Annotated in this window: 18 protein-coding genes; 7 read left to right on the top strand and 11 right to left on the bottom strand. The window is 60.9% G+C overall.

What is annotated here, in order from left to right; translation table 11 throughout:
- The first annotated feature begins 208 nt into the window (after positions 1-208).
- The 3 genes from Q5H92_RS18915 (at position 209) to Q5H92_RS18905 (ending at position 2,804) form a co-directional block, all read left to right on the top strand.
- Positions 209-805 carry a DUF4136 domain-containing protein gene (locus tag Q5H92_RS18915; RefSeq protein WP_305013119.1) on the top strand — a complete coding sequence of 199 codons (597 nt, stop codon included), beginning with the start codon at positions 209-211 and terminating at the stop codon, positions 803-805.
- Positions 806-891: 86 nt separating this feature from the next.
- Positions 892-2,187: an AAA family ATPase gene (locus Q5H92_RS18910; protein ID WP_305013118.1), complete on the top strand. Its 1,296-nt coding sequence runs from the start codon at positions 892-894 to the stop codon at positions 2,185-2,187.
- Between the two features lie 5 nt (positions 2,188-2,192).
- Complete coding sequence (locus Q5H92_RS18905; RefSeq protein WP_305013117.1) at positions 2,193-2,804, top strand: DUF4276 family protein; 612 nt, start codon at positions 2,193-2,195, stop codon at positions 2,802-2,804.
- Positions 2,805-2,837: 33 nt separating this feature from the next.
- On the opposite strand, the gene Q5H92_RS18900 is transcribed toward Q5H92_RS18905, so the two are convergent.
- From Q5H92_RS18900 to Q5H92_RS18890, 3 genes are all read right to left on the bottom strand, one after another.
- Positions 2,838-3,449, bottom strand: a complete 612-nt coding sequence (locus Q5H92_RS18900; protein ID WP_305013116.1) for a DUF3885 domain-containing protein — start codon at positions 3,447-3,449, stop codon at positions 2,838-2,840.
- A 61-nt stretch (positions 3,450-3,510) separates the two neighbouring features.
- A complete protein-coding gene (locus tag Q5H92_RS18895) occupies positions 3,511-4,845 on the bottom strand; it encodes an NAD(P)/FAD-dependent oxidoreductase (protein ID WP_305013115.1) in 1,335 nt (444 codons plus the stop codon).
- A gap of 116 nt (positions 4,846-4,961) precedes the next feature.
- The gene (locus Q5H92_RS18890; protein ID WP_305013114.1) at positions 4,962-5,405 is read right to left on the bottom strand and encodes an META domain-containing protein; all 444 of its coding nucleotides are present in this window, start codon (positions 5,403-5,405) and stop codon (positions 4,962-4,964) included.
- Positions 5,406-5,584: 179 nt separating this feature from the next.
- On the opposite strand from Q5H92_RS18890, the gene Q5H92_RS18885 reads away from it, so the two are divergent.
- Both Q5H92_RS18885 and Q5H92_RS18880 read left to right on the top strand, forming a co-directional pair.
- Complete coding sequence (locus Q5H92_RS18885; RefSeq protein ID WP_305013113.1) at positions 5,585-6,019, top strand: DUF2141 domain-containing protein; 435 nt, start codon at positions 5,585-5,587, stop codon at positions 6,017-6,019.
- 244 nt (positions 6,020-6,263) lie between these two features.
- Positions 6,264-8,099, top strand: a complete 1,836-nt coding sequence (locus tag Q5H92_RS18880) for a T9SS type A sorting domain-containing protein (protein ID WP_305013112.1) — start codon at positions 6,264-6,266, stop codon at positions 8,097-8,099.
- 12 nt (positions 8,100-8,111) lie between these two features.
- Here the strand turns inward: Q5H92_RS18880 and Q5H92_RS18875 are convergent, their stop codons facing one another.
- The 3 genes from Q5H92_RS18875 to proB all read right to left on the bottom strand — a co-directional run bounded on the left by Q5H92_RS18875 (position 8,112) and on the right by proB (position 11,074).
- The gene (locus tag Q5H92_RS18875; RefSeq protein WP_305013110.1) at positions 8,112-8,594 is read right to left on the bottom strand and encodes a YdeI/OmpD-associated family protein; all 483 of its coding nucleotides are present in this window, start codon (positions 8,592-8,594) and stop codon (positions 8,112-8,114) included.
- Positions 8,595-8,730: 136 nt separating this feature from the next.
- A complete protein-coding gene (locus Q5H92_RS18870; protein WP_305013109.1) occupies positions 8,731-9,981 on the bottom strand; it encodes a glutamate-5-semialdehyde dehydrogenase in 1,251 nt (416 codons plus the stop codon).
- 1 nt (position 9,982) lies between these two features.
- On the bottom strand, positions 9,983-11,074 hold the full coding sequence (proB, locus tag Q5H92_RS18865) for a glutamate 5-kinase (protein ID WP_305013108.1): 1,092 nt from the start codon (positions 11,072-11,074) through the stop codon (positions 9,983-9,985).
- 101 nt (positions 11,075-11,175) lie between these two features.
- Here proB and Q5H92_RS18860 point away from each other — a divergent pair, with 101 nt between their 5' ends.
- Positions 11,176-11,760: a hypothetical protein gene (locus tag Q5H92_RS18860; protein WP_305013107.1), complete on the top strand. Its 585-nt coding sequence runs from the start codon at positions 11,176-11,178 to the stop codon at positions 11,758-11,760.
- A 16-nt stretch (positions 11,761-11,776) separates the two neighbouring features.
- On the opposite strand, the gene Q5H92_RS18855 is transcribed toward Q5H92_RS18860, so the two are convergent.
- Positions 11,777-12,775, bottom strand: a complete 999-nt coding sequence (locus Q5H92_RS18855) for an aldo/keto reductase (RefSeq protein ID WP_305013106.1) — start codon at positions 12,773-12,775, stop codon at positions 11,777-11,779.
- Positions 12,776-13,058: 283 nt separating this feature from the next.
- Here Q5H92_RS18855 and Q5H92_RS18850 point away from each other — a divergent pair, with 283 nt between their 5' ends.
- On the top strand, positions 13,059-13,763 hold the full coding sequence (locus Q5H92_RS18850; RefSeq protein WP_305013105.1) for a DsbA family oxidoreductase: 705 nt from the start codon (positions 13,059-13,061) through the stop codon (positions 13,761-13,763).
- A 139-nt stretch (positions 13,764-13,902) separates the two neighbouring features.
- On the opposite strand, the gene Q5H92_RS18845 is transcribed toward Q5H92_RS18850, so the two are convergent.
- The 4 genes from Q5H92_RS18845 to mfd form a co-directional block, all read right to left on the bottom strand.
- A complete protein-coding gene (locus Q5H92_RS18845) occupies positions 13,903-15,375 on the bottom strand; it encodes a PAS domain-containing protein (RefSeq protein WP_305013104.1) in 1,473 nt (490 codons plus the stop codon).
- 59 nt (positions 15,376-15,434) lie between these two features.
- Entirely contained in the window at positions 15,435-15,944 is a 510-nt protein-coding gene (locus Q5H92_RS18840; RefSeq protein ID WP_305013103.1) for a GNAT family N-acetyltransferase, read from the bottom strand.
- A gap of 77 nt (positions 15,945-16,021) precedes the next feature.
- Positions 16,022-16,711: a DUF6624 domain-containing protein gene (locus Q5H92_RS18835; protein ID WP_305013102.1), complete on the bottom strand. Its 690-nt coding sequence runs from the start codon at positions 16,709-16,711 to the stop codon at positions 16,022-16,024.
- 193 nt (positions 16,712-16,904) lie between these two features.
- Positions 16,905-20,324: a transcription-repair coupling factor gene (gene mfd, locus Q5H92_RS18830; protein ID WP_305013101.1), complete on the bottom strand. Its 3,420-nt coding sequence runs from the start codon at positions 20,322-20,324 to the stop codon at positions 16,905-16,907.
- Between the last annotated feature and the right edge of the window lie 62 nt (positions 20,325-20,386).

The raw sequence follows: 20,386 nt of genomic DNA, 5'->3' as shown, positions 1-20,386 counted from the left end.
TTTAATGATGGTCTGGTCGGATTATTCGGATGACTGCGTTTTATGATTATTAATTGATGCAATGTGGTTGGAAGGCAGTGGGCCGGCGGCCGGCCGGTTGTTTGGCGGCTGGTGCACCGCCCGGGGTTTGTGGAAAAGCGAGGCCGCAACCTTTGCCGGATAGCGCCGGTAAAATGGAGAATTCTTCTCCTCTTTCCACCCTCATTTTATGATGAAATACTCGTTTGTGTGGGCGGTGCTGCTGCTGTGGCTCAGCGCCTGCTCATCGGCTGTGAACGTAGAGCAGCAGCCCGGCATCAATTTCGCCAACTACCACACCTATGCCTGGGCCGACACCGAAGTCCAGACCCAGGGCGACCAGAACCCCCTGCTGCGCAGCCCCATTGCGCAGGAGCGAATCCAGCAGGCCATTGAGGGCGAGCTGAGCCAGCGCGGCCTGCGCCGCGTGGAGCGCAACCCCGACTTCTACCTCACCACCCACCTCTACGTGGAGCAGGCCGAGCGCACTGTGACCAACCCGCCGCCCGCCGGCTTCGCCTACCCCTACGCCGTGCGCTACCGCGGCGCCCTGCTCCCCGTGAACTACGGCTACTGGTACTCGCCGGCCTACTACCAGACCACCCACACCGAGCAGTACCGCGAAGGCACGCTGGTGCTCGATTTCATCGACGCCAAAACCAACAACCTCGTATGGCGCGGCTCCATGGCCGACCCCGTGGACGACCCCGCCCGCCTGGGCCGCCAGTTCTCCGAAGCCGCCAAAGACATTCTCGACAAGTTTCCGAAGGACAAAGCCGGCTCCTGAGCGAGCCACCTCTAGCGTCAAATGCTTCACGCCCGGCCCCCTCGGCCGGGCGTTGTTGTTTACTTTGTGGAAAACCCTGCTTACCCATGCTCACCCCCGCCCAGGCTCCGGCCGTGCTCCGCCTCACCTACCTGCGCATCAAAAACTACCGCGCCCTGCGCGACGTGGAGTTCCGCGACCTCACGCCCCTCACGGTCCTCATCGGCCCGAACGGCAGCGGCAAATCGACGGTGCTCGACGCGCTGGATTTTCTGGCCGAGGCGGTGCGGGGGAATCTGGTAGGCGCGTGGGAAAAGCGGAACCGGTTTCAGGGGATGCGGACGCGGGGGAGCGAGGGGAATATTGAGTTTGAATTGGAGATAGGAAAAACATTGTCATTTAACGCTCTTCGTTATTTTATCTCCGTTAATGAGGTTGATAATAAAGTTGTAGTAATAAGTGAAAAGTTAATTGAGAAAGACAAACGAGGTGAGACGAACTTGTCATTTTTGGCCGGGGAAGAGTTGCCGTATGATGAAGCGTCGGGGCTTCCAGAGTATAAATACACCGCAGCTGTAGTTCACAATAAAAAGTCAATTAAAAAGAAGCCAAAGATGATAAAAGGCTTCAATATTAGTGCTGTCGTTAGTATGATTTTTAACGGGGATAAGGACAAGTCAAGGGTGTCTTCTCTATTAGACGCAGATAATCCCATGTCTGGGCATGCGGCATATTTTATTGAAATTCTAGACTCCTACCGCTACGTCCACCTCACCGACGACCACCTGAAAGGCTTTTCCGACGCCGGCCCGCGCGAAAAGCTCTCGCCCAACGGCGACAACCTGCCCAACGTCCTCTACTACCTGCACACCAAGCACCCGGAAACCCTGGCCAAAATCACGGCGCAAATGCGGCGCTGGGTGCCGGGTCTGGTCGACATCGTGACGGAAATAACCTCCGATGAGCGGCTGCTGCTGCGCTTCCGGGATGCGCCGTTTGAGAAGCCGCTGCCGGCACAATACATGTCGGACGGCACTATGCGGCTGGCGGCGCTGCTCACGCTGCTCTATGAGCCCGACGCGGCCGGGCTGCTGGGCCTGGAGGAGCCAGAAAATGAGCTGCACCCGCAGCTGCTGGCATACCTGGCCGAGGAGTTGATTGCGGCCACCGAAACCCGGCAGCTGCTGGTGGCCACGCACTCGCCCGCGCTGCTCAACGCCCTGGCACCAGAGCAGGTGTGGGTGCTGCACAAAGGCACCGACGGCTACACCCGAGTCACCCGCACGGATGAGTTGCCGGGCATTGCGGCTATGGTAGAAGAAGGCACGCCGCTGGGCTACCTCTGGTCGCGCAATTTCTTCGACGTGGGCAACCCGCTGGATTTTCCTACTCCTGCTCAATAAGACCGATGCGGGTTGAATTTCTGGTGGAAGAGCTGTCGGCCAAAGCCGCTTTGGAGCAGCTGTTGCCGCGTTTGTTACCGGGCTGCGCGTGCCGGGTGCGGGCCTTCGAGGGCTGGCGGGACTTACTAAGCCAGCTGCCCGCTTTGCTGCAGGGCTACCATCGCCGCATTATGCAGCAAGGAGAAAGTGACCTGAGGATAGTGGTGCTGCTGGACGGCGACGGCATCTGCGCCCGACGCAAGGCCGACCTGGAAGCCCGGGCAAAGGCTGCCGGCCTCATTACGAAAGCCATGGCCGCGCCGGGCCAGGTTTTCCATGTGCTCAACCGCATTGCCGTGCAGGAGCTGGAAGCGTGGTGGCTCGGCGACCGCCAAGCCATTATGGCCGCTTACGAAGGCGTGAAGCCACATCATTTCAAAGGCATTAAGGAGCGGGAAACCGATGTGCCACTGAAACCCAGCGAAGTGCTGTGGGCCGTGCTGAAACAAGGCCGACACTTCTTGGCTGGAAAGCAAAAGACCCGTTGGGCCACCGACATCAGCCAGCACATCGAACCTGCCCGAAATAACTCTCCTAGCTTTTGCGCATTTCGTGACGGGTTGGCGGCCCTGCATTAAGCAGCATATTAGTGTCAAATAATAACCAAGTAATTACAGCCCGTCTTCCCTGCTCGACAGCCAAGCTTGGTACTTCGTGCGATAAGTGTCTCTGGCCTCCGCAGTAGGCAGAAATAAGTCGACGCCGCCATCATACGGAACTGCAATGCATTCCCGTTCGAGCGCAATGAAGAGCACCCGAGTGCAGTCGTCGGCAATGTCTTTCAGCACCGCGTCGAATTGGTGCGGGCGCCAAATTTGCTCACAGAAAAACGGCTGATAGATTCGGCCGGAATCATATTCTTCAGGGTCCATCCGATGCAAATCCGTCCGGGTGGCGGGCTCAAAAGGCAGCCCCGCAATGGATTCTAAGGTCAGGACGGAATCCAACGTGAAATCAACTTCCTCTGCGGAGAGCTCATCGTATAGATAATCGCCGGTGACCAGCAAAATGCTGGTGTCAAGCCCAAGGACGTCGGTTATTACCGCATTCTGCCTGGTCAGCAATGTTTCCCATTCGGCTTCAGTGTTTGCATACCGCTTCGACTCCGGCAAGCTGTGGATGCGAAACCATTTGTCGCCGTAATCGTGCCGGAAGTAGTGTGAAATCGGTGGCGTGTGCGGAAAGCGGGAAAGCCAGAACTGGTCAAATTGTACGGCGGTCATGTCGAATAATGAGGCGCTAATAACGGGGAATCCAGCCCAGACGCAAACTAAAAGTTCGCCCTCACACTATCGCCTTGCCCTCGTCCATGTCCGCTTCCACCAGCGGGGCCTTGGTTTTGCCGATGATGTAGCGCAGGCCCTTGTCGTAGCTGAAGTAGCTCCAGGTCCACTGCAGCAGCACCATCAGGCGGTTGCGGAAACCGATGAGCGAGACGACGTGCACCACGCTCCAGGCCAGCCAGGCTAGGCGGCCCTGCAGGTGGAATTCCTTGCCGAAGAGCTTGATGTCGGCCACGGCGTGGTTGCGGCCGATGGTGGCCATGGCGCCCTTGTCGTCGTACTCGAAGGGCTCCATGAGTTGCTGGGTGAGCACGCGGCGCAGGTTTTCGCCCAGCCGGCGGCCCTGCTGCAGGGCGGGCTGGGCCACCATGGGGTGGCCGTCGGGGTAGGCCTCGGTTTTCATCAGGGCGATGTCGCCGATGGCAAACACGTTTTCGTAGCCCCGTACGCGGTTGTAGTGGTCCACGGCGTAGCGGTTGCCGGGCAGCAGGCACGAGGCGTCGAGGCCCTTCACCGGGTCGCCCGTGACGCCGGCCGCCCAAATGAGGGTGCGCGCAATCAGCTTCTGGCCGGTGTTCAGCGTCACGGTGTAGCCGTCGTACGACTTCACCCGCGCATCGAGCCACACCTGCACCCCAAACTTCTCCAGCGACTCCAGCGCCCGCTTGGAGGCGTTGGCCGACATGCCCTTGAGCAGCACCGGCCCGCTCTGAACCAGGTGAATATCCATTTCCTTGAAGTCGATTTCGCGGTAGTCCTTCGGGAAAACGTGGGTGCGTAGCTCGCTCAGGGCGCCGGCAATTTCGACGCCGGTGGGGCCGCCGCCCACAATCACAAAGTCGAGCAGGCTGTTGAGCTGCTCCATGTCGCCGAGCTGCAGGGCCTGCTCGAAGTTGGAAAGCACCGTGTTGCGCAGCTCCAGGGCATCTTCCACGCTCTTGATGGCGATGGCGTTTTTGGCCATTTGCGCGTCGCCGAAGTAGTTGGTGGTGGCGCCGGTGGCCAGCACCAGGTAGTCGTAGCGCACGCAGCCGATGCTGGTTTCCACAATCTGGGCCGCGGGGTCCACGGCCAGCACCTCGGCTAGCCGGAAGTAGAAGTTTTCCTGCTGATTGAGAATCTTGCGAAACGGCGACACGATGTCGCCCTCGTCCAACCCCGCCGACGCCACCTGATACAGCAGCGGCTGAAAAGTGTGGTAATTCTGCTTGTCAATGAGCACCACCTGCACCGGCGCGTGGGCCAGCGCCTTGGCCAGCTCCAGCCCGCCAAAGCCGCCGCCTACAATCACGACGCGCGGCTTGCCGAGGTCGTCAATCTTCGTTAACCCTTCCATGTGCTAAACATACGGGCCGAAGGTCGGCCCTGCTGCGGCCTTTACCCGGTTTGGGCGAGCGGGGTTGTGCGCCAGATGAGCATGACCGTTCTACTACGTTGTTCTATTCCGGCTCCCTACCGCGCCGCGCGCCTGAACACCAAGCGCGGCGCCGCCGCCGTGGCATCGTAGAGCCGCAGCTCGTCGCCGCTGATTTCGTAGCGCGCCGTCAGGGCCAGGTTGTCGAGGTATTGGGTTTCCAGCGTCTGCACCGGGCAGGGCGTCTGGGTCGGAATCGGGGTGGAAAGCTGGAGCTGCTGCCCGCTGCTGAGGCTGAAGCGCCCACTGAAATTGTTGCAAGGCCCCAGGCCCACCGTGCTTTTGCCCAAGGGCGAAAACTCGATGTACGACTGGGCCGTGCCCGAATAGCTCGATGCCCCCACCGGAAAAGCATCGATGCTGGCCAGCATCCAGCGGACTTCGAGCAGCGCGGCGGTGGGCTCGGCCTCCTGGTCCTTCTCGCAACTGCTGAGGGCAAAAGTGGCCAGCAAGGCCAGGGGCAGGAGACGGCGGAACATCATACAGCAGCAGGAGAAAGAGAATATGCACAACGGGTACGCAATACTAGCAAAATAGTAGCGAAATGCGGGCGAAAAAAGTGAATCGGCTGCCCGCGTTGCCGGCCAAAACCAGCTGTTATCGAACTCTTTCCGTAAGTAGGGTTGTTGCCGGCCTACTTCCACCGTCACCCACTTTGCTTATGACCCTCTTGCCCTTCGCCTCGCTGTTTATTGGTGGTTTGCTGCTGAGCGCCGCCGCGCCCAACGAGCCCCAGTCCGTAACGGTCACCGTGACCTCGTTGGTATCAAAAACGGCCGCCGTGCGGCTTTATTTCTATAACACCCGCGAAGGCTTTTTGAAAAGCGGCAAATGGGCCTTTTCCAAATCGGTGAAGCCCGGTGGCAAGAGCGAATTCACCCTTCCTGTAGAGCTTCCGCGGGGCGAATGGGCAGTAGCCATCACCCAGGATTTGAACAATAACGATAAAATTGACAAGAATTTTCTCGGAATTCCCACCGAGCCCTATGCTTTTTCGAATAATATACGGCCCACCGTGGCCGCCCCCGGTTTCGATGAGTGCAAATTCATGGTAGACGGGCCGGGCAAAGTGGTGAGCATTGTGCTGAAAGATTAATCCCTCATTTAGAAGCTTAGGGCCATTCCCGCCGAAACAGACTGCCCCCTATGCCGCCGCATAGGGGGCTTTTTTGTGTCCGTTGGTTCGTCATAAAATCATATCACTAGTTTCCAATTAATGGACTTGTGTAGTATCATTTGTCAAATAATCAGCCTATTAGAATCGAATACTTATGTTTTTAATTGGGAATATGCCGTAATTTTGTGGTAATATTTACATGTTTGACTTTTTGAAAACGACTATGAAACGACTTTTTACTGCATCTCATCGGCCGCTGGCGGCCACTTCCATACTTCGGGTATTGAAAGCAGCCGGGCTTCTGTTGGCGTTGCTGGCCATTCCGGTGGGCCGGGCATGGGCTACGATTTACGTCGTCGCAAATCCAGACAAGCGCAATAACTACAGCCTGAATACGGGCGATGTCCTGACTATCAATTCCAACGTCGACTTTCGTGGCACAATAACCGTGCAGGGCAACAACGTCGCCATCACCAACAACGGGGAAATTACCAGCGACGCTACCCTGACGGTGAACAGCTCTGCTTCGGGCACGGTCATCAACAACTTCGGCACCGTGCCCTGCCAGACCGTGTATCTGAATGCCATCACGACCATCAACAACGGCAGCGCCAGCGTGAACAGCGGCGTGAGTTGGACGGGCTATGTGGGTAGCCGCTTCACAATGGCCCCCATCATCAACAACTACGCGAGCTGGACGGCGCAAATCCAGCCCCTGCCCGGTGGCACCATCACCAACTACGCCAATGCCACCTGGAACGCCTACATGACCCTGACGGCCAACTTGTCTATCACCAACTCCGGCAACTGGCAGTCGCAGATACAGGAAGGCAGCAGCACGCTCACCATTGTGCACAACGCGGGCAACTGGACCGGCGGTTTGGGCGACGGAAGCGGGTCGTTGCGCATTACCAATAATGCCACCTGGACGAAAGGCTTCAATTTCTCATCGGGCAGCAATAATGCCTTTACAACGGCTGCCGGCGCCACCACCACCTTTGGTAGCTATGTCGGCACGGGCGGGCAAGTCGCCATCACCAACAACGGTTCCATGGCCTTTAACGGAGGTATGGGCAGCCTCGGTACGGGTTCCAGCATGACCAACGCCGCGGGCCAGACCCTTACCCTGCAGGGCGACCTAACGAGCAACGGCACCCTAACCAACAGCGGCACCCTGAACGTATCGGGCAACTTTACAATCAGCGGCGGCACCTTCACGAACACCGGCACCGCCAACACGGGCCAGTTCACCAACAGCGCGACAGTGGCCAACCGGGGGGCCGTCGTGGTGGGCAACAACGGAAACTTCACCAACAGCGGAACCATTACCGGCACTTCGACGCTACCCCGCGCTACATTCAGAGCCGCCGCCAGCACTACCAACAGCGGAAATTTTGGGGCCGATGGCAGCTACCTGGATTTCTGCGATGCTACTCCCCCCAGTCCGGCCACCAATGGCTTCGATTCGCGGGCCGGAACCATTGGTCCAAACGTAACATATTGTGCATCAGCTGCGCCGCTGCCGGTCGAACTCACCGTCTTCACGGCGCTGGCGGCCAAAGGCAAAGTGCGGCTGCAGTGGGCCACGGCCATGGAGCGCAACAGCGCGGCTTTTGTGGTGGAGCGCAGCGCCTCCGGCGAAGGCTTCAGCGCAGTGGCCGAAATCAAGGCCCAGGGCAATTCGACGCAGGCCACGGTGTACGCGGCCATCGATGCCAAGCCGCTGGCCGGCAAGAGCTACTATCGTCTGCGGATGGTGGACCTCGACGGCACCACGGCCTATTCGCAAGTGCAGAAAGTGGATGCAGGGGCCCTCAGCCAGTCCCTCGACTTCTACCCCAACCCCGCCGCCGACCACCTCACGCTGGACCTGCGCCCCGCCCCGGCCGCGCCCTGCGAAGTTCGCATCCTGAGCCTGACCGGCCAGGTGCTGCTCAAGGCCACGCTGGTGGGCGGCCAGCTGCGGGAACTGCCCCTGGCCGGTGTACCCGCCGGCCTGTACTTGCTGCAGGTGCGCTCGGCGCAGGGCAGCACGGTGCAGCGCATGGAGAAGCTGTAGCCCAGCCCTGAATCAGTCGCCCCGAAACGGGTGCAGGCCCCGCGCCAGTCGTTCCGTGAGTGTCACGGCGCGGCGGGCGCGGGTTTCTGTTTGTTTGGCCTCGGCCACCAGCCGGGCCATGGCGCGGCGGTGCGCGCCGCTGTAGCGGTGGAAGGCGGCTTCGGCCTCGGGCCAGGCGGCGAAAGCTTCGGCCAGCTCGTCGGGCAGGTCGACGTGGTCGGGGTTGGGGTCGGGCGCGATGGCCACGTCCAGCCACTGGCCCAGGGTGATGCCCACGGCGCGGCACACGTCCTTATTCAGCATTAGGTAGCGCCCGCCGCCTTCCAGCGGCAGCAGCCCCAGCCGCAAGTCCTGCCCGTGAATACTGACAATGACCCGCTTAGCTTTGCCACCCAGCGCCGTCAGCACCTCAGCGGGTACCACGATGGTTTGCGTGGGCATGAAGCTGGGGCCGCCCGGCTCCAGCTGGGCGCGGAAGTGAATGAATGGTGTCATTGAAATGTAAAAGCACGTCATGCAGAGCGCCGCGAAGCATCTCGCGTGCAATAGTAAGCAACCTAGCTAGGAGAAGGATTACTACCACACGCGAGATGCTTCGCGGCGCTCTGCATGACGTTCACACGACATTCAATTAAGAGCTGCGCACCTGCCCTGTGCCGCGCACCAGCCACTTATAGCTGGTGAGCTCCTCCAGGCCCATGGGGCCGCGGGCGTGCAGCTTCTGGGTGCTGATGCCAATTTCGGCCCCCAGCCCGAACTGGCCGCCGTCGGTGAATGCGGTGGAGGCGTTGGCGTACACGGCGGCGGCGTCCACGGCGTTGAGGAAGGTTTCGAGGTTTTCGGCATCCTCCGAAATAATGGCTTCGCTGTGTTTGGAGCCAAATTCGACAATGTGGGCCAGGGCTTCGGCCAGGGAGTTCACGGTTTTTACCGCCATTTTCAGGGCTAGAAACTCGGTGCCGAAATGTGCCGCCGTGGCGGGGGCCAGCAGCGGGGCCGGGTAGTGCCCGGCCAGCGCGGCGTAGGCCGGGGCATCGGCGAATACTTCCACGCCGGCTGCCGCCAGCGGGGCCAGCAGGGCGGGCAGGTCGGCCAGCCGGCTTTCGTGCAGCAGCAGGCAGTCGAGGGCATTGCACACGCTCACGCGGCGGGTTTTGGCGTTGGCAATGATGGCCGTGCCGGTGGCCAGATTGCCGGTTTCATCGAAAAAAGTATGCACCACGCCCGCCCCGGTTTCGATGACGGGCACCCGCGCATTTTCTCGCACGTAGTTGATGAGCGACTGGCTGCCGCGCGGAATCACCACGTCCACGTAGCCCACCGCCGTGAGCAGGGCCTCGGTGGCGGCACGCTCGGGCGGCAGCAGCGTGGCCGCGGCTGCCGGCAGCCCGTGGCGGGCCAGCACGGGCGCGGCCACCGCCAGCAGCGCGGCATTGGAGAAAGCGGCGTCGGAGCCGCCTTTTAGCAGGCAGGCGTTGCCGGTTTTGAGGCACAGCGCCAGGCTGTCGAAGGTCACGTTAGGCCGCGCCTCGTAGATGATGCCAATGACGCCCAGCGGCACCCGCACCTTGCTCAGAAACAAGCCGTTTGGCAGGGTTTTCTGGGTCAGGATTTCGCCTACCGGTGCGGGCAGCCCGGCCACGGTGCGCAGGTCGGCAGCCATGCCGGCCAGGCGCTCGGGCGTGAGGCGCAGGCGGTCGTGGCGCGGGTCGGTGGTGGGCATGCGGGCCAGGTCCTTCGCGTTTTCGGCCAGCAGAAAGCTGGTTTCGGCCACGGTGGCGTCGGCCAGGTCGCGCAGCAGGGCCGCAATGGCGGCGGGGGCGAAGGCAGCCAGCGCTCGGCTGGCCTGCCGGGTGGCTTCGAAGAGCGGGCGCAGGTCCACGTTAGGCGAGGTCAGGGTTGAGGAAAAGGTAGTCGTAGTGCACCAGCGGGCGCTGGTGCTGCTGGCCTAGCCGCTCGTGCGCCTTGTCGGCGCCGTATTCGGCAATGCCCAGGCCCAGGGGCTGGCCCGCTTCGTCGAGGAGCTGCACAATGTCGCCTTTCTGAAACTGCCCCTCGATGCGCAGCACGCCCACCGGCAGCAGGCTCGTGGCCTGGCCCGGCGCCGTGAGGGCCGCCCGGGCGCCGGCGTTCACCTGCACGGTGGCCTTGACGGCGCCTTGGGCGTGGGCCAGCCACTTCTTTTTGCCCGACGCCGTTTTGCTGGGCCGAAACCAGGTGTTCGCCGCCGTTTCGGCCAGCACACCGGGCAGGATGTCGGCCGTTTTGCCGTTGGCGATGTGCACGCTGATGCCCAGCTTGGCCACCTTGTGGGCCATGTGGCATTTGGTGAGCATGCCGCCGCGCCCAAACTGCGAGCGCTGCGCGGTGATGAACTGCTCAAAACCGGTATCGGCCGGCGCAATTTCCCGAATCAATTCCGACTCCGGCAGGCGCGGGTCGCCGGTGAAAATGCCGTCCACGTTGCTCAGAATTATCAGCGCGTCGGCATCCAGTTGCGCGGCAATGAGGCTGGCCAGCTCGTCGTTGTCGGTAAACATCAGTTCCGTGACGGAAATGACATCGTTCTCATTCACAATGGGAATGACCTGCTGCTGCAACAATTCCTGGAAGCAGTTGCGCATGTTCAGGTAGTGCTGCCGGTCGCGGAAATCTTCCTTCGTCACCAGCACCTGGGCGCAGAGCAGGCCGTGCCGGGCCAGCAGCTCGGCGTAGGTGCTCAGCAGCTTCACCTGGCCCACGGCGGCCAGCAGCTGACGGCTGCGCACGGCATCGGCCTGGGCCGGCACGCTGATGAGGCTGCGGCCCGCCGCCACCGCGCCCGACGATACCACGATGACTTCCCGGCCCTGGGCTTTCAGGGCCACAATCTGGGCCACGAGGTGCTCCATGCGGGCCAGGTCGGGCAGGCCGTTGTCCTGGGTGAGTACGTTGGAGCCAATTTTGACGACAAGGCGGCGATAGGAGAGGGGCATGCGGCAAAGGTAGAGCCGAGGGGTAACGGCGGCGTTTTGCTGGCGGCCTCATCAGGCGAGCAACAACCCTGTAGCACTGATAATCGGCTTATATTTAGGCCATGAGGCACCGGAAGGCATGGTTTTTTACAAGCTGTCTGCTCATGGCCATGGGCTGTGGCGAACCCAGTCGGGAGAATCTGGACAGCTCCGAAAACCTGATATCGTCGCCCAAAAACGTGCTGCAAGCGCTTTCACTCGACGTGCCATGGACCTGTGCGGAAGCCGCCGACACCAAAAAAATATTCTACGAGCCCAGCCAGGATGTTTTGCTGGCCATGAAATTCGCGGAGTGTGTGAACCGGGAAAAGAATAATCAGCATCCACAACGCACCTGCGTGACCGTGGTTACCCACCGGCCCAACCCGGCCGACCCCGCCATGCTGCTCGTGGGCTATGACCCGCTCTTTTTCTCTGATTCCACCGTCGATGAAGCGGCAAAAAAGCTGCTCCAGCTGGCGAAATTTCCTGAATCGGTGGCCCCGGAGTCGGTGGTCGTTCATGCAGCCACCGGTACTTACTCGGTTCGTAACTACCTGCAGTCCATAAAAAGAACGGCCCCGCTAATTATCTTATTACCCATGAAAATCAAGGGCAATAAGTTGACGCCCGAACTATACCAAGCCGCCTGCTCCCGAATTCTATAATGGTTTGAGGCCCATCTCAACCCGCCGCCGGCGTCAGCTCGCGCAGCTGCTTGTTGATGAAATCGACCTCCTCAAACGTGAGCTGAAAATCCATGGCGCGGGCGTTTTGCACGGCCTGCTCGGGGTTGCGGGCGCCCACCAGCGCTACCGAGATGCCGGGCTGCGCCAGCGTCCAGCGCAGCACGAGCTGGCTGAGGGTGGCGTTTTTGGTTTCGGCCAGCGGGCGGATTTTGTTCAGCATGCTGTTCACGCGCTTCACGTTTTCGGGCGTGAAAAAACGGTTGCCGTTGCGCAGGTCGCCTTCGTTGAACTGTTGGCCGGGTTTCATCTTGCCGGTCAATAGGCCCAGCTGCAACGGGCTGTACACCAGAATGGCCTTGTGGTTTTCGATGCAGTACGGCACTACATCGGCCTCAATGTCGCGCCGCACCATGCTGTAGGGCACTTGATTCGAAGCCAGCTTGATGGTTTTTTCGGCTTCCTGCATCTGGGCCACCGAGTAGTTGCTCACGCCGGCGGCCCGCACCTTGCCCTGCTCGATGAGGCGGCTCAGGGCCTCCATGGTTTCGTCAATCGGCGTGGTCACGTCGGGCCAGTGCTGCTGGTAGAGGTCGATGTAGTCGGTGCCGAGTCGGCGCAGGCTGTTTTCGCATTCCCGGATGATGCTGTCGCGGCCGGCGTACTTGTACACGTCGAGGTCGTGGCCGTCGTTGTCCTTGGTTTTCATGGCGAAATCGCCCTTGGCCAAGTCCCAGCGCATGCCGAATTTGGTCAGAATCTGCACTTTGTCGCGCGGCAGGCTTTTGATGGCTTCGCCCACGATTTCCTCGCTGAAGCCCATGCCGTACACCGGCGCGGTGTCGATGCTGGTCACGCCCAGGTCGTAGCTGGCGCGGATGGCGCCCACGGCGTCGTTCTGCTCGGTGCCGCCCCACATCCAGCCGCCGGCTGCCCAGCTGCCAAAGGTGATGCGCGAAACGGTGACGCCGGAGTTGCCTAATTCTTGAAATTCCATGAGGAGTTTTGGTCTGGTTGAATGGGAGGTGGCCACGTTGGGGCCGGGGTTCTTAACCGGGCTTTCGGGGCGAAGGTTGTGAATAGAACAAGAAGAACGTCATGCTGAGCCCAGCCGAAGCATCTCGCGTGCAGCAGTAAACTCAACGATTGGATTACTACCACAAGCAAGATGCTTCGGCTGGGCTCAGCATGACGTTCTTCTTGTTCGCTGCCGCCCCCAAAACTTTTCGCCCCGTCAGTTTCTTCTAGCTCCTTCCATTGCCCTTAAAACTCCCAACGATATGAAAGTTGAAATCTGGTCCGATGTCGTTTGCCCGTTCTGCTACGTCGGCAAGCGCAAGTTTGAAAATGCCCTCAAAGCCTTCCCGCACCGCGACGAAGTGGAAGTGGTGTGGCACAGCTTCGAGCTGAACCCCGATTTTGAGCCCGTGCCCGGCGAAACCATTCACGACTACCTCGCCAAGAAAAAGGGCGTTTCACCAGCCGAGGGGCGGAAAATGAACGACTACATGACCGGCGTGGCCAAGGAAGTGGGCCTGAATTATGACTTCGACAACGTCATTCCGGCCAATACCTTTCTGGCCCATCAGCTCATCCACCTCGGCGCCCACCACGGCCGGCAGGATGCCACCAAGGAGCGCCTGATGGCCGCCTACTACCTCGAAGGCCAGAACGTGGGCGACCTCGACACGCTGGTAAAACTCGGCACCGAAGTCGGCCTCGATGCCACCGAAAGCCGCGCCGCCCTCACGGCCGGTACCTACGCCGAAGCCGTGCGCCTCGACGAGTACCACGCCCAGCAAATCAACGTGCGCGGGGTGCCCTTCTTCGTGTTTGAGGACAAATACGCCGTGTCGGGCGCCCAGCCCAGCGAGCTGTTTGCTGAGGTATTGGAGAAGGTTTACGAAGAGTTCAAGCCCGCCAAACCGGCCCTGGTTTCGCTGGCCGACGGCGACGCCTGCGGGCCGGACGGCTGCGCGGTATAGTTGTTTGACGGTCCAACAAAAACGGTCATGCTGAGCGCAGTCGAAGCATCTCTACCGCAACAAGTAATTGATTTACTGCTGCGGTAGAGATGCTTCGACTGCGCTCAGCATGACCGTTCTGATTTCGTGCTCATATGGCCTAGCCAGCACTCCCGCCGCGCAGCTGCGCCTGCAGCGCTTCGGCCTGCTGCCGGGCTAGCACCTTATCGGTCACATCCACGATGAAAGCCAGGATGCCCAGCGTCTGGTTTTGGTCGTTGAGCAGCGGCTGGTACGTGAAATCGATGTGGCGGCTTATCAGCTGGCCGGAGGCGGGGTCGGCGAGCTGCACGGGCATGTCGCGGCCCTGGAAGGGGGTACCCGTGGCGTATACCTGGTCGAGTAAGCCGATAAAGCCTTGCTCCACGGCTTCGGGGAACACCTCGGCGGCGGTCAGCCCCACCTGCGCCCGGCGGCCCGACAGCATTTGGTAATGCTCGTTTATAAACGAAAACCGGTGCTCGGGCCCGGCCAGCGTGGCGATACCCGCCGGTACCTGCCCCAAAATCTGGCTGAGCAAATCCTGCTGCTGCGCCAGCGCCGTGCGGTGCTGCTCGGCTTCGGACAGGGCGCTTTGCAGTTGTTGAGTGCGCTCGGCCACGTTGCCTTCTAGGAGCTGCTGCACTTTCAGCACCTCTTCCTGATTGGTGAGCAGCTCGGCGTTGCTTTCCTGCAGGGCTTGGTTCACGGCCGCGAGCTGGTCGTTGAGCTCCTGAATTTTTTTGCGGGCCTGCACCTGCTCGGTTACTTCGGTGGCCACCACCATGGCGCCGTAAATGCTGCCGTTGTCTTCGTAGAGCGGTACGTAAACAAAGTCCCAGTACACGGTTTCGCGGTGGCCGTTGCGGTCGTGCTGGGCTTCCATGCCGTGAGCCACGTAGGGCTCACCGGTGGCCATCACCCCATCGAGCAACTCCTCGTAGCCCATGCCGGCCACCTCCGGAAGTGCCTCAAACAGGCCCTTGCCAATGATGTCGGCCTGTTTGCGGCCCCACAGCTCGCACACCAGCGGGTTGGCAAACTCGATGATGTAGTTGGGGCCGCGGTAGGTGGCGATGGCCACGGGGGCTTGCTCAAAAATGCGGGTCAGCTCGCCGCGCTGCCGTTCGGCGGCTTCGCGGACGGCCTGCTCGCGCACCTGCGCGTCGTGCAGCCGGGCGGCGGCCTGGGTTTCGGCCGTGATGTTGACCACGGTTTGGATGATGTGCGTCACGCGGCCCTGCTCGTCGTGCACCGGCGTGTTGCGCGACTGCCAGTAGTGCTCGATAAACTGCCCGGGGTTGGCCGGGTCGGCTAGGGCGTAAAGCTGCACGGGCAGCTCGTTGGGCTGGCCGGTGGCCACTACCTGGGCCAGGGCGGCCCGCACGTCGGCCACGGAATGCGCCGCCGGGTCGTTGGGGTTGTCGGGAAAAACGTCGAAGAGGTAGCGCCCAATGAGCTCGGCGCGCGACTTGCCGGAGACGGCCAGGTAGCTTTCACTGGCGGCTTCAACAATGAATTCGGGCGAAAGCAGCACGCAGGTGCTGGGCAGGGCGCTAAAAACGGACGACAAGTCCGATGCAAGGGCGGGCATAAGGCGAAAATAAGAGCAGCCGTAAGGGAATGCGAAGTACGCAAATTCCAATTATTTGGCTACGCCCGCCGCAGCATCGGAATGTGCGGAATACCGTCCTCCACGTACATCGGGCCACACTGCTCGTAGCCGAACCCGTTGTAAAAGGCCTCTAGATGCTGCTGGGCACCAATCTTGTTGGGCTGCGGGCCAAATAAGGCATCCGAATGCAGCAGGGCCTGGCGCATCAACTCGCGGCCCAAACCGAAGCTGCGGTAGGGCGCCGCCACGATGACGCGGCCGATGCTGGCCTCGGCGTAGCTCTTGCCCGCGTCGAAGAGCCGGGCGTAGGCGGCCAGCTCGCCGGCCTCGTTGTAGCCCAGCAGGTGGTAGGCGTCGAGGTCCTGCCGGTCAATGTCCTGGAAGGCACAGTTTTGCTCCACCACGAACACCTCGGAGCGCAGGCGCAGCACGTCGTAGAGAATGAGGGGCGGAAACGATTCAAAGGCGATGCAGTGCCAGCGGATGGTCATGGGGTAGTCGGGGTATTTAGAGAAATTCAGGCCGTCATGCAGCGTGCAACGAAGCATCTTGCCCACAGCAGTAATTCTATTAATTGGATTGCATTGTGTGGTGAAGATGCTTCTGCGCTTTGCATGACGTTCAATCAGTTTTTAGGCATTTTGGCCACTTCCTGCAAGGTGACCACGCGATAGGAAATGCCCATGAGGGCCGCATTCTGCTCCACGGTGTTCTTGAAACCGGCCTTTTGGCGGCGGGCATTCACTTCGGCCGCGTCCCGGATGGGCCACACAAACGGCCGTTGCCCCTCGCGGCGGCCGGTGGCGGGGTTCAGCACGTTGTAGCCCATGGCCTGGGTGCCGTAAAGCTGCTCTTTGCCCCGGCGCATGAGCTGGCGGTCCAGCATTTGGGCGTAAAGGTAAAAGGGCAATTCGCCTTTGCTAGCCGCTTTTTTGATGAGCGGCAGGTAGCGGTCGATGTCGTTGGAATGCTGGATGACGTACCACGCGGCCTCGTTGGTTGGCTCGCCTACCAGCGACTTGCCGGGGTAGCCGTACTGCTTCAGTAGCTGCTTCACTCGCACCTGGTTGGCCGAGTCCGTCCGCATCATCTGGCGCGGAATGTAGGTGGGCAGGCTCTCGCGCGTCACGCCCAGCGCCCGGGCCACTGAGTCGGGGCGGAAGCGCTGGCGCGGGTCGAAGAGCAGGCCGCGCCACTTCTGGTCCACGGCGTAGATGCTGTCGAGCTCGTGCTTGAGGCGCGGGTTCGTCGGCGGGGCCTGGGCGACGGCCAGTTGCGGGAGTAGCGCGAGGAGCGAAAGGAGCAGGAGTTTCATAGTAATGAATGTTGCAACCTGACGTGGCGCCTCATCCCCTGCCCCCCTCTCCCGAAGGAGGGGGGGCACCAGTTTGGCTTGAGGTGAAAAGTTGGTGTTAAATCAAGTCTTTAGGTGACGACTGGCACCCCTCTCCTTCGGGAGAGGGGCCGCCCCAGAGGGGTCCCGTGAGGCGCCACGTCAGACGGAGCGGTTACGCCACCACCGCCTCTTCGCTGCCCAGCTCGCTCAGCACGCGCTTGGCCTGCTGAATGGAGCGCACTTCCTCAAACGTCACAATCAGCTGCGCCTTGTGCTCCTTGAGCTTGGCCGTGCGCGGGTGCGTCTGCACGTAGTTGAGGATGGTGCCGAACTGCTCACCCTGGAAGTAGGCCTTGTGGTCGTCGTCGGCCGCGAGGTAGCCTTTCAGCGTGTCGCGTTTGAGCGTGATTTTGGTGAAGCCCACCTTGCAGGCCTGCCAGCGCAGCCGCACGATGTCGGCCAACTGCTCCACCTCGGGCGGCATCGGCCCGAAGCGGTCGACCATGCTGGCCAGCAGCTTGCGCAGCTCCTCGGGCTTCTGGGCGCGGTCGAGCTTGGCGTAGAGCTGCAGGCGCTCCGACACGTTGCTCACGTACTTTTCGGGGATGAGCACCTGCTGGTCCGTCTCCACGTTGCACTCCTGCCCACGGCCCGCGCCGGCCGCCAGCTGCAGGCGCTGCTGCGAGTTCGCATCGCCCAGAAACAGGTCGCGGAATTCGGTTTCCTTGAGCTCCGTCACCGCTTCGTCCAGAATCTGGTGGTAGGTTTCGTAGCCCAGGTCGTTGATAAAGCCCGACTGCTCGCCACCCAGCAAATTGCCCGCGCCGCGAATATCCAGGTCGCGCATGGCCACGTTGAAGCCCGCGCCGAGGTCCGAAAACTCTTCCAGCGTGCTCAGGCGCTTGCGGGCATCGGCCGGCAGCTGGGCTACCGGCGGCGTGAGCAGGTAGCAGTAGGCCTTGCGGTTGGAGCGGCCCACGCGGCCGCGCATCTGGTGCAGGTCGGAGAGGCCGGCCAGGTGGGCGCGGTTGATAATGATGGTGTTGGCGTTGGGAATGTCGAGGCCCGATTCGATGATGTTGGTCGAAACCAGCACGTCGTACTCGCCCTCCACGAACTTCATCATGCGCTTTTCCAGCATCTCGCCGTCCATCTGCCCGTGGGCGAAGGTGATTTTGGCATCCGGCACCAGCCGCAGAATCGTGCCGGCCATCTCCTCGATGTCCTTCACGCGGTTGTGCACGAAAAACACCTGCCCGCCGCGCTTCAACTCCCGCGCCACCGCGTCCCGAATCAGGATTTCATCATACACGTGCAGTTCCGTATTCACCGGCTGCCGGTTGGGCGGCGGCGTGGCAATTACGCTCAAGTCACGGGCCCCCATCAGCGAAAAGTGCAGCGTGCGCGGAATGGGCGTGGCCGAGAGTGTGAGCGTGTCCACGTTCACCTTCAGCTCCTTGAGCTTATCCTTGGTCTTGACGCCGAATTTCTGCTCCTCGTCAATAATCAGGATGCCCAGGTCTTTAAACTTAATGTCCTTATTGGTCAATCGGTGCGTGCCAATGAGAATGTCGGTTTTGCCCTCCGCCACGCGCTGCAAAGTTTCCTTAATCTGCTTCGTGGACTTAAACCGGTTGATGTATTCCACCGTCACCGGCAGCGTGGCCAACCGGTCACGGAAGGTCTTGTAGTGCTGCATCGCCAGAATGGTGGTGGGCACCAGCACGGCCGCCTGCTTGCCATCGGCCACAGCCTTGAAGGCGGCCCGAATGGCCACCTCCGTCTTGCCAAAACCCACGTCGCCGCACACCAGCCGGTCCATGGGGTGGGGCTGTTGCATATCGTTTTTCACGTCCTCGGTGGCCTTGGCCTGGTCAGGCGTGTCCTCGTAAATGAAGCTCGATTCCAGCTCGGCCTGCAAAAAGCCATCGATGGAAAAGGCGAAGCCGGGCGCCGTCTTGCGCTTGGCATACAGCCGGATAAGGTCGGCCGCGATGTCCTTCACCTTCTTCTTTACCGACTTTTTCTTGTTCTCCCACTCCGGCGAGCCCAGCTTGCTCATGGTGGGCGGCGAGCCCTCCGCGCCGCTGTACTTGGCAATCTTGTGCAGCGAGTGAATGCTGACCGTCAGCAAGTCATCGTCCCGGTACACCAGCCGAATAGCTTCCTGAATCTGCCCGTTGATTTCCACCTGCGTCAGCCCCGCAAATCGCGCAATGCCGTAGTCCTGGTGCGTCACGTAGTCGCCCGGCTGCAGCGTTTTCAATTCGCGCAGGGTCAGCGCTTTCTTCTTCGAGAACTTCCGCGCCTCCTGGGCTCGGTAATAGCGCTCGAATAGCTGGTGGTCGGTGTACACGGCCAGTTCCAGCTGCTCATCCACATAGCCTTCGCGCAGCGCCATCAGCAAGTGCTGGAACTGCACGTTGTTGTCCAGCTCGTCGAAAATCGTCCGCAGCCGGTCGGCCTGACGCACGGTATCGGCGGTGATGATGGTGGTGAAATTGCGCTGCTGGTTTTCCTTGATATTCTTTACCATCCGCTCGAATTCCTTGTTGAAACTCGGCTGCGGCTTGGCGCTGAACTGGAACGTGTCGGCATTCTTGAAGTGGAAGCGCTTGCCAAATTCCACCACCGCGAACTCATCGAGCAGCTTCTTGAAGCTCTTGCCCGATTCAAATAAGTCGCCCGGCTTGCTCACGATTTGCATCCCGCCGGCCTCGCTCAACATCTGCTGGAAATTCGCCTCGGCTTTCTCAAATAACTCGGTCACCACGTCCAGCGTCTGGCGCACGTCTTTCACCCAAATACAGGCCGTGCGGGGCAGAAATTCGAAGAAAGCCTCCCGCGTTTCGGTCAGCATCTTGGTCTGCACGTTCGGGATAATGCTGATGCTCGGCCGCGGGTCAACCGACAGCTGCGTTTCCGGATTAAACGTCCGGATGCTCTCGATTTCATCGCCGAACAGCTCCAGCCGGAACGGCAACTCATTCGCGTAGCTGAATACATCGACAATGCCGCCGCGCACGGCGTACTGCCCCGCCTCGTACACGAAATCCGTCTTCTCAAAGTCGTATTCGCCCAGCAACTCGCCTAGGAAATTCACGTCCAGCTTGTCGCCCACCTTGGCGTTGAAGGTGTTTTTCACCAAACTCTGGCGGTTAATTACCTTCTCCGTCAGCGCCTCCGGGTAGGTCACGATGAACACGCTATTGCTGGTCGAAGCAGCCCGCGTCGTGTTGATGCGGTTCAAGGCCTCGGCGCGCATCAGCACGTTGGCATTCTCTGTTTCATCGAACTGATACGGCCGCTTGTAGGAGCTGGGGAACAGCAGTACCTCCGGCCCCTCGGGTAGCAGGTGCTGCAGGTCGGCCAGGAAATACGCCGCCTCGTCCTTGTCGTGCATGATGAATACGTGCGGGTGCTGGGCGTGCGCCACCGCTGCGGCCACCACGGCATCCTGGCTGCCCACCAGGCCGCGCAGGTGCAGGCGCAGGCCGCCGGGGTTGGGCTTGGCGGCTTCGCGCAGGCGTGAGGCCAGCACCTGCAGCTCGGGCGAAAGACGATAGAGGCGAAGAAAGTCAGCTACTTGCACAAAGAATCAGGCTAGAGGGGCAAATGGAATAGCCCGGCCGGAAGGATTTCCGGTCGGGCTGC

The organism is Hymenobacter mellowenesis, assembly GCF_030581005.1.
In the GTDB taxonomy this organism is placed as follows: Bacteria; Bacteroidota; Bacteroidia; order Cytophagales; family Hymenobacteraceae; genus Hymenobacter; species Hymenobacter mellowenesis.
This window is presented reverse-complemented; position numbering and strand designations above follow the sequence as displayed.

What these genes read in the sequence shown, in the direction of transcription:
- Q5H92_RS18885 (WP_305013113.1), top strand. Translation starts at nt 5,585, where the DNA reads ATGACCCTCTTGCCCTTCGCCTCGCTGTTTATTGGTGGTTTGCTGCTG.
- Q5H92_RS18845 (WP_305013104.1), bottom strand. Translation starts at nt 15,375, where the DNA reads ATGCCCGCCCTTGCATCGGACTTGTCGTCCGTTTTTAGCGCCCTGCCC.
- Q5H92_RS18900 (WP_305013116.1), bottom strand. Translation starts at nt 3,449, where the DNA reads ATGACCGCCGTACAATTTGACCAGTTCTGGCTTTCCCGCTTTCCGCAC.
- Q5H92_RS18840 (WP_305013103.1), bottom strand. Translation starts at nt 15,944, where the DNA reads ATGCTTCGTTGCACGCTGCATGACGGCCTGAATTTCTCTAAATACCCC.
- Q5H92_RS18880 (WP_305013112.1), top strand. Translation starts at nt 6,264, where the DNA reads ATGAAACGACTTTTTACTGCATCTCATCGGCCGCTGGCGGCCACTTCC.
- Q5H92_RS18890 (WP_305013114.1), bottom strand. Translation starts at nt 5,405, where the DNA reads ATGATGTTCCGCCGTCTCCTGCCCCTGGCCTTGCTGGCCACTTTTGCC.
- Q5H92_RS18895 (WP_305013115.1), bottom strand. Translation starts at nt 4,845, where the DNA reads ATGGAAGGGTTAACGAAGATTGACGACCTCGGCAAGCCGCGCGTCGTG.
- Q5H92_RS18915 (WP_305013119.1), top strand. Translation starts at nt 209, where the DNA reads ATGATGAAATACTCGTTTGTGTGGGCGGTGCTGCTGCTGTGGCTCAGC.
- Q5H92_RS18875 (WP_305013110.1), bottom strand. Translation starts at nt 8,594, where the DNA reads ATGACACCATTCATTCACTTCCGCGCCCAGCTGGAGCCGGGCGGCCCC.
- Q5H92_RS18855 (WP_305013106.1), bottom strand. Translation starts at nt 12,775, where the DNA reads ATGGAATTTCAAGAATTAGGCAACTCCGGCGTCACCGTTTCGCGCATC.
- proB (WP_305013108.1), bottom strand. Translation starts at nt 11,074, where the DNA reads ATGCCCCTCTCCTATCGCCGCCTTGTCGTCAAAATTGGCTCCAACGTA.
- Q5H92_RS18905 (WP_305013117.1), top strand. Translation starts at nt 2,193, where the DNA reads ATGCGGGTTGAATTTCTGGTGGAAGAGCTGTCGGCCAAAGCCGCTTTG.
- Q5H92_RS18860 (WP_305013107.1), top strand. Translation starts at nt 11,176, where the DNA reads ATGAGGCACCGGAAGGCATGGTTTTTTACAAGCTGTCTGCTCATGGCC.
- Q5H92_RS18850 (WP_305013105.1), top strand. Translation starts at nt 13,059, where the DNA reads ATGAAAGTTGAAATCTGGTCCGATGTCGTTTGCCCGTTCTGCTACGTC.
- Q5H92_RS18910 (WP_305013118.1), top strand. Translation starts at nt 892, where the DNA reads ATGCTCACCCCCGCCCAGGCTCCGGCCGTGCTCCGCCTCACCTACCTG.
- Q5H92_RS18835 (WP_305013102.1), bottom strand. Translation starts at nt 16,711, where the DNA reads ATGAAACTCCTGCTCCTTTCGCTCCTCGCGCTACTCCCGCAACTGGCC.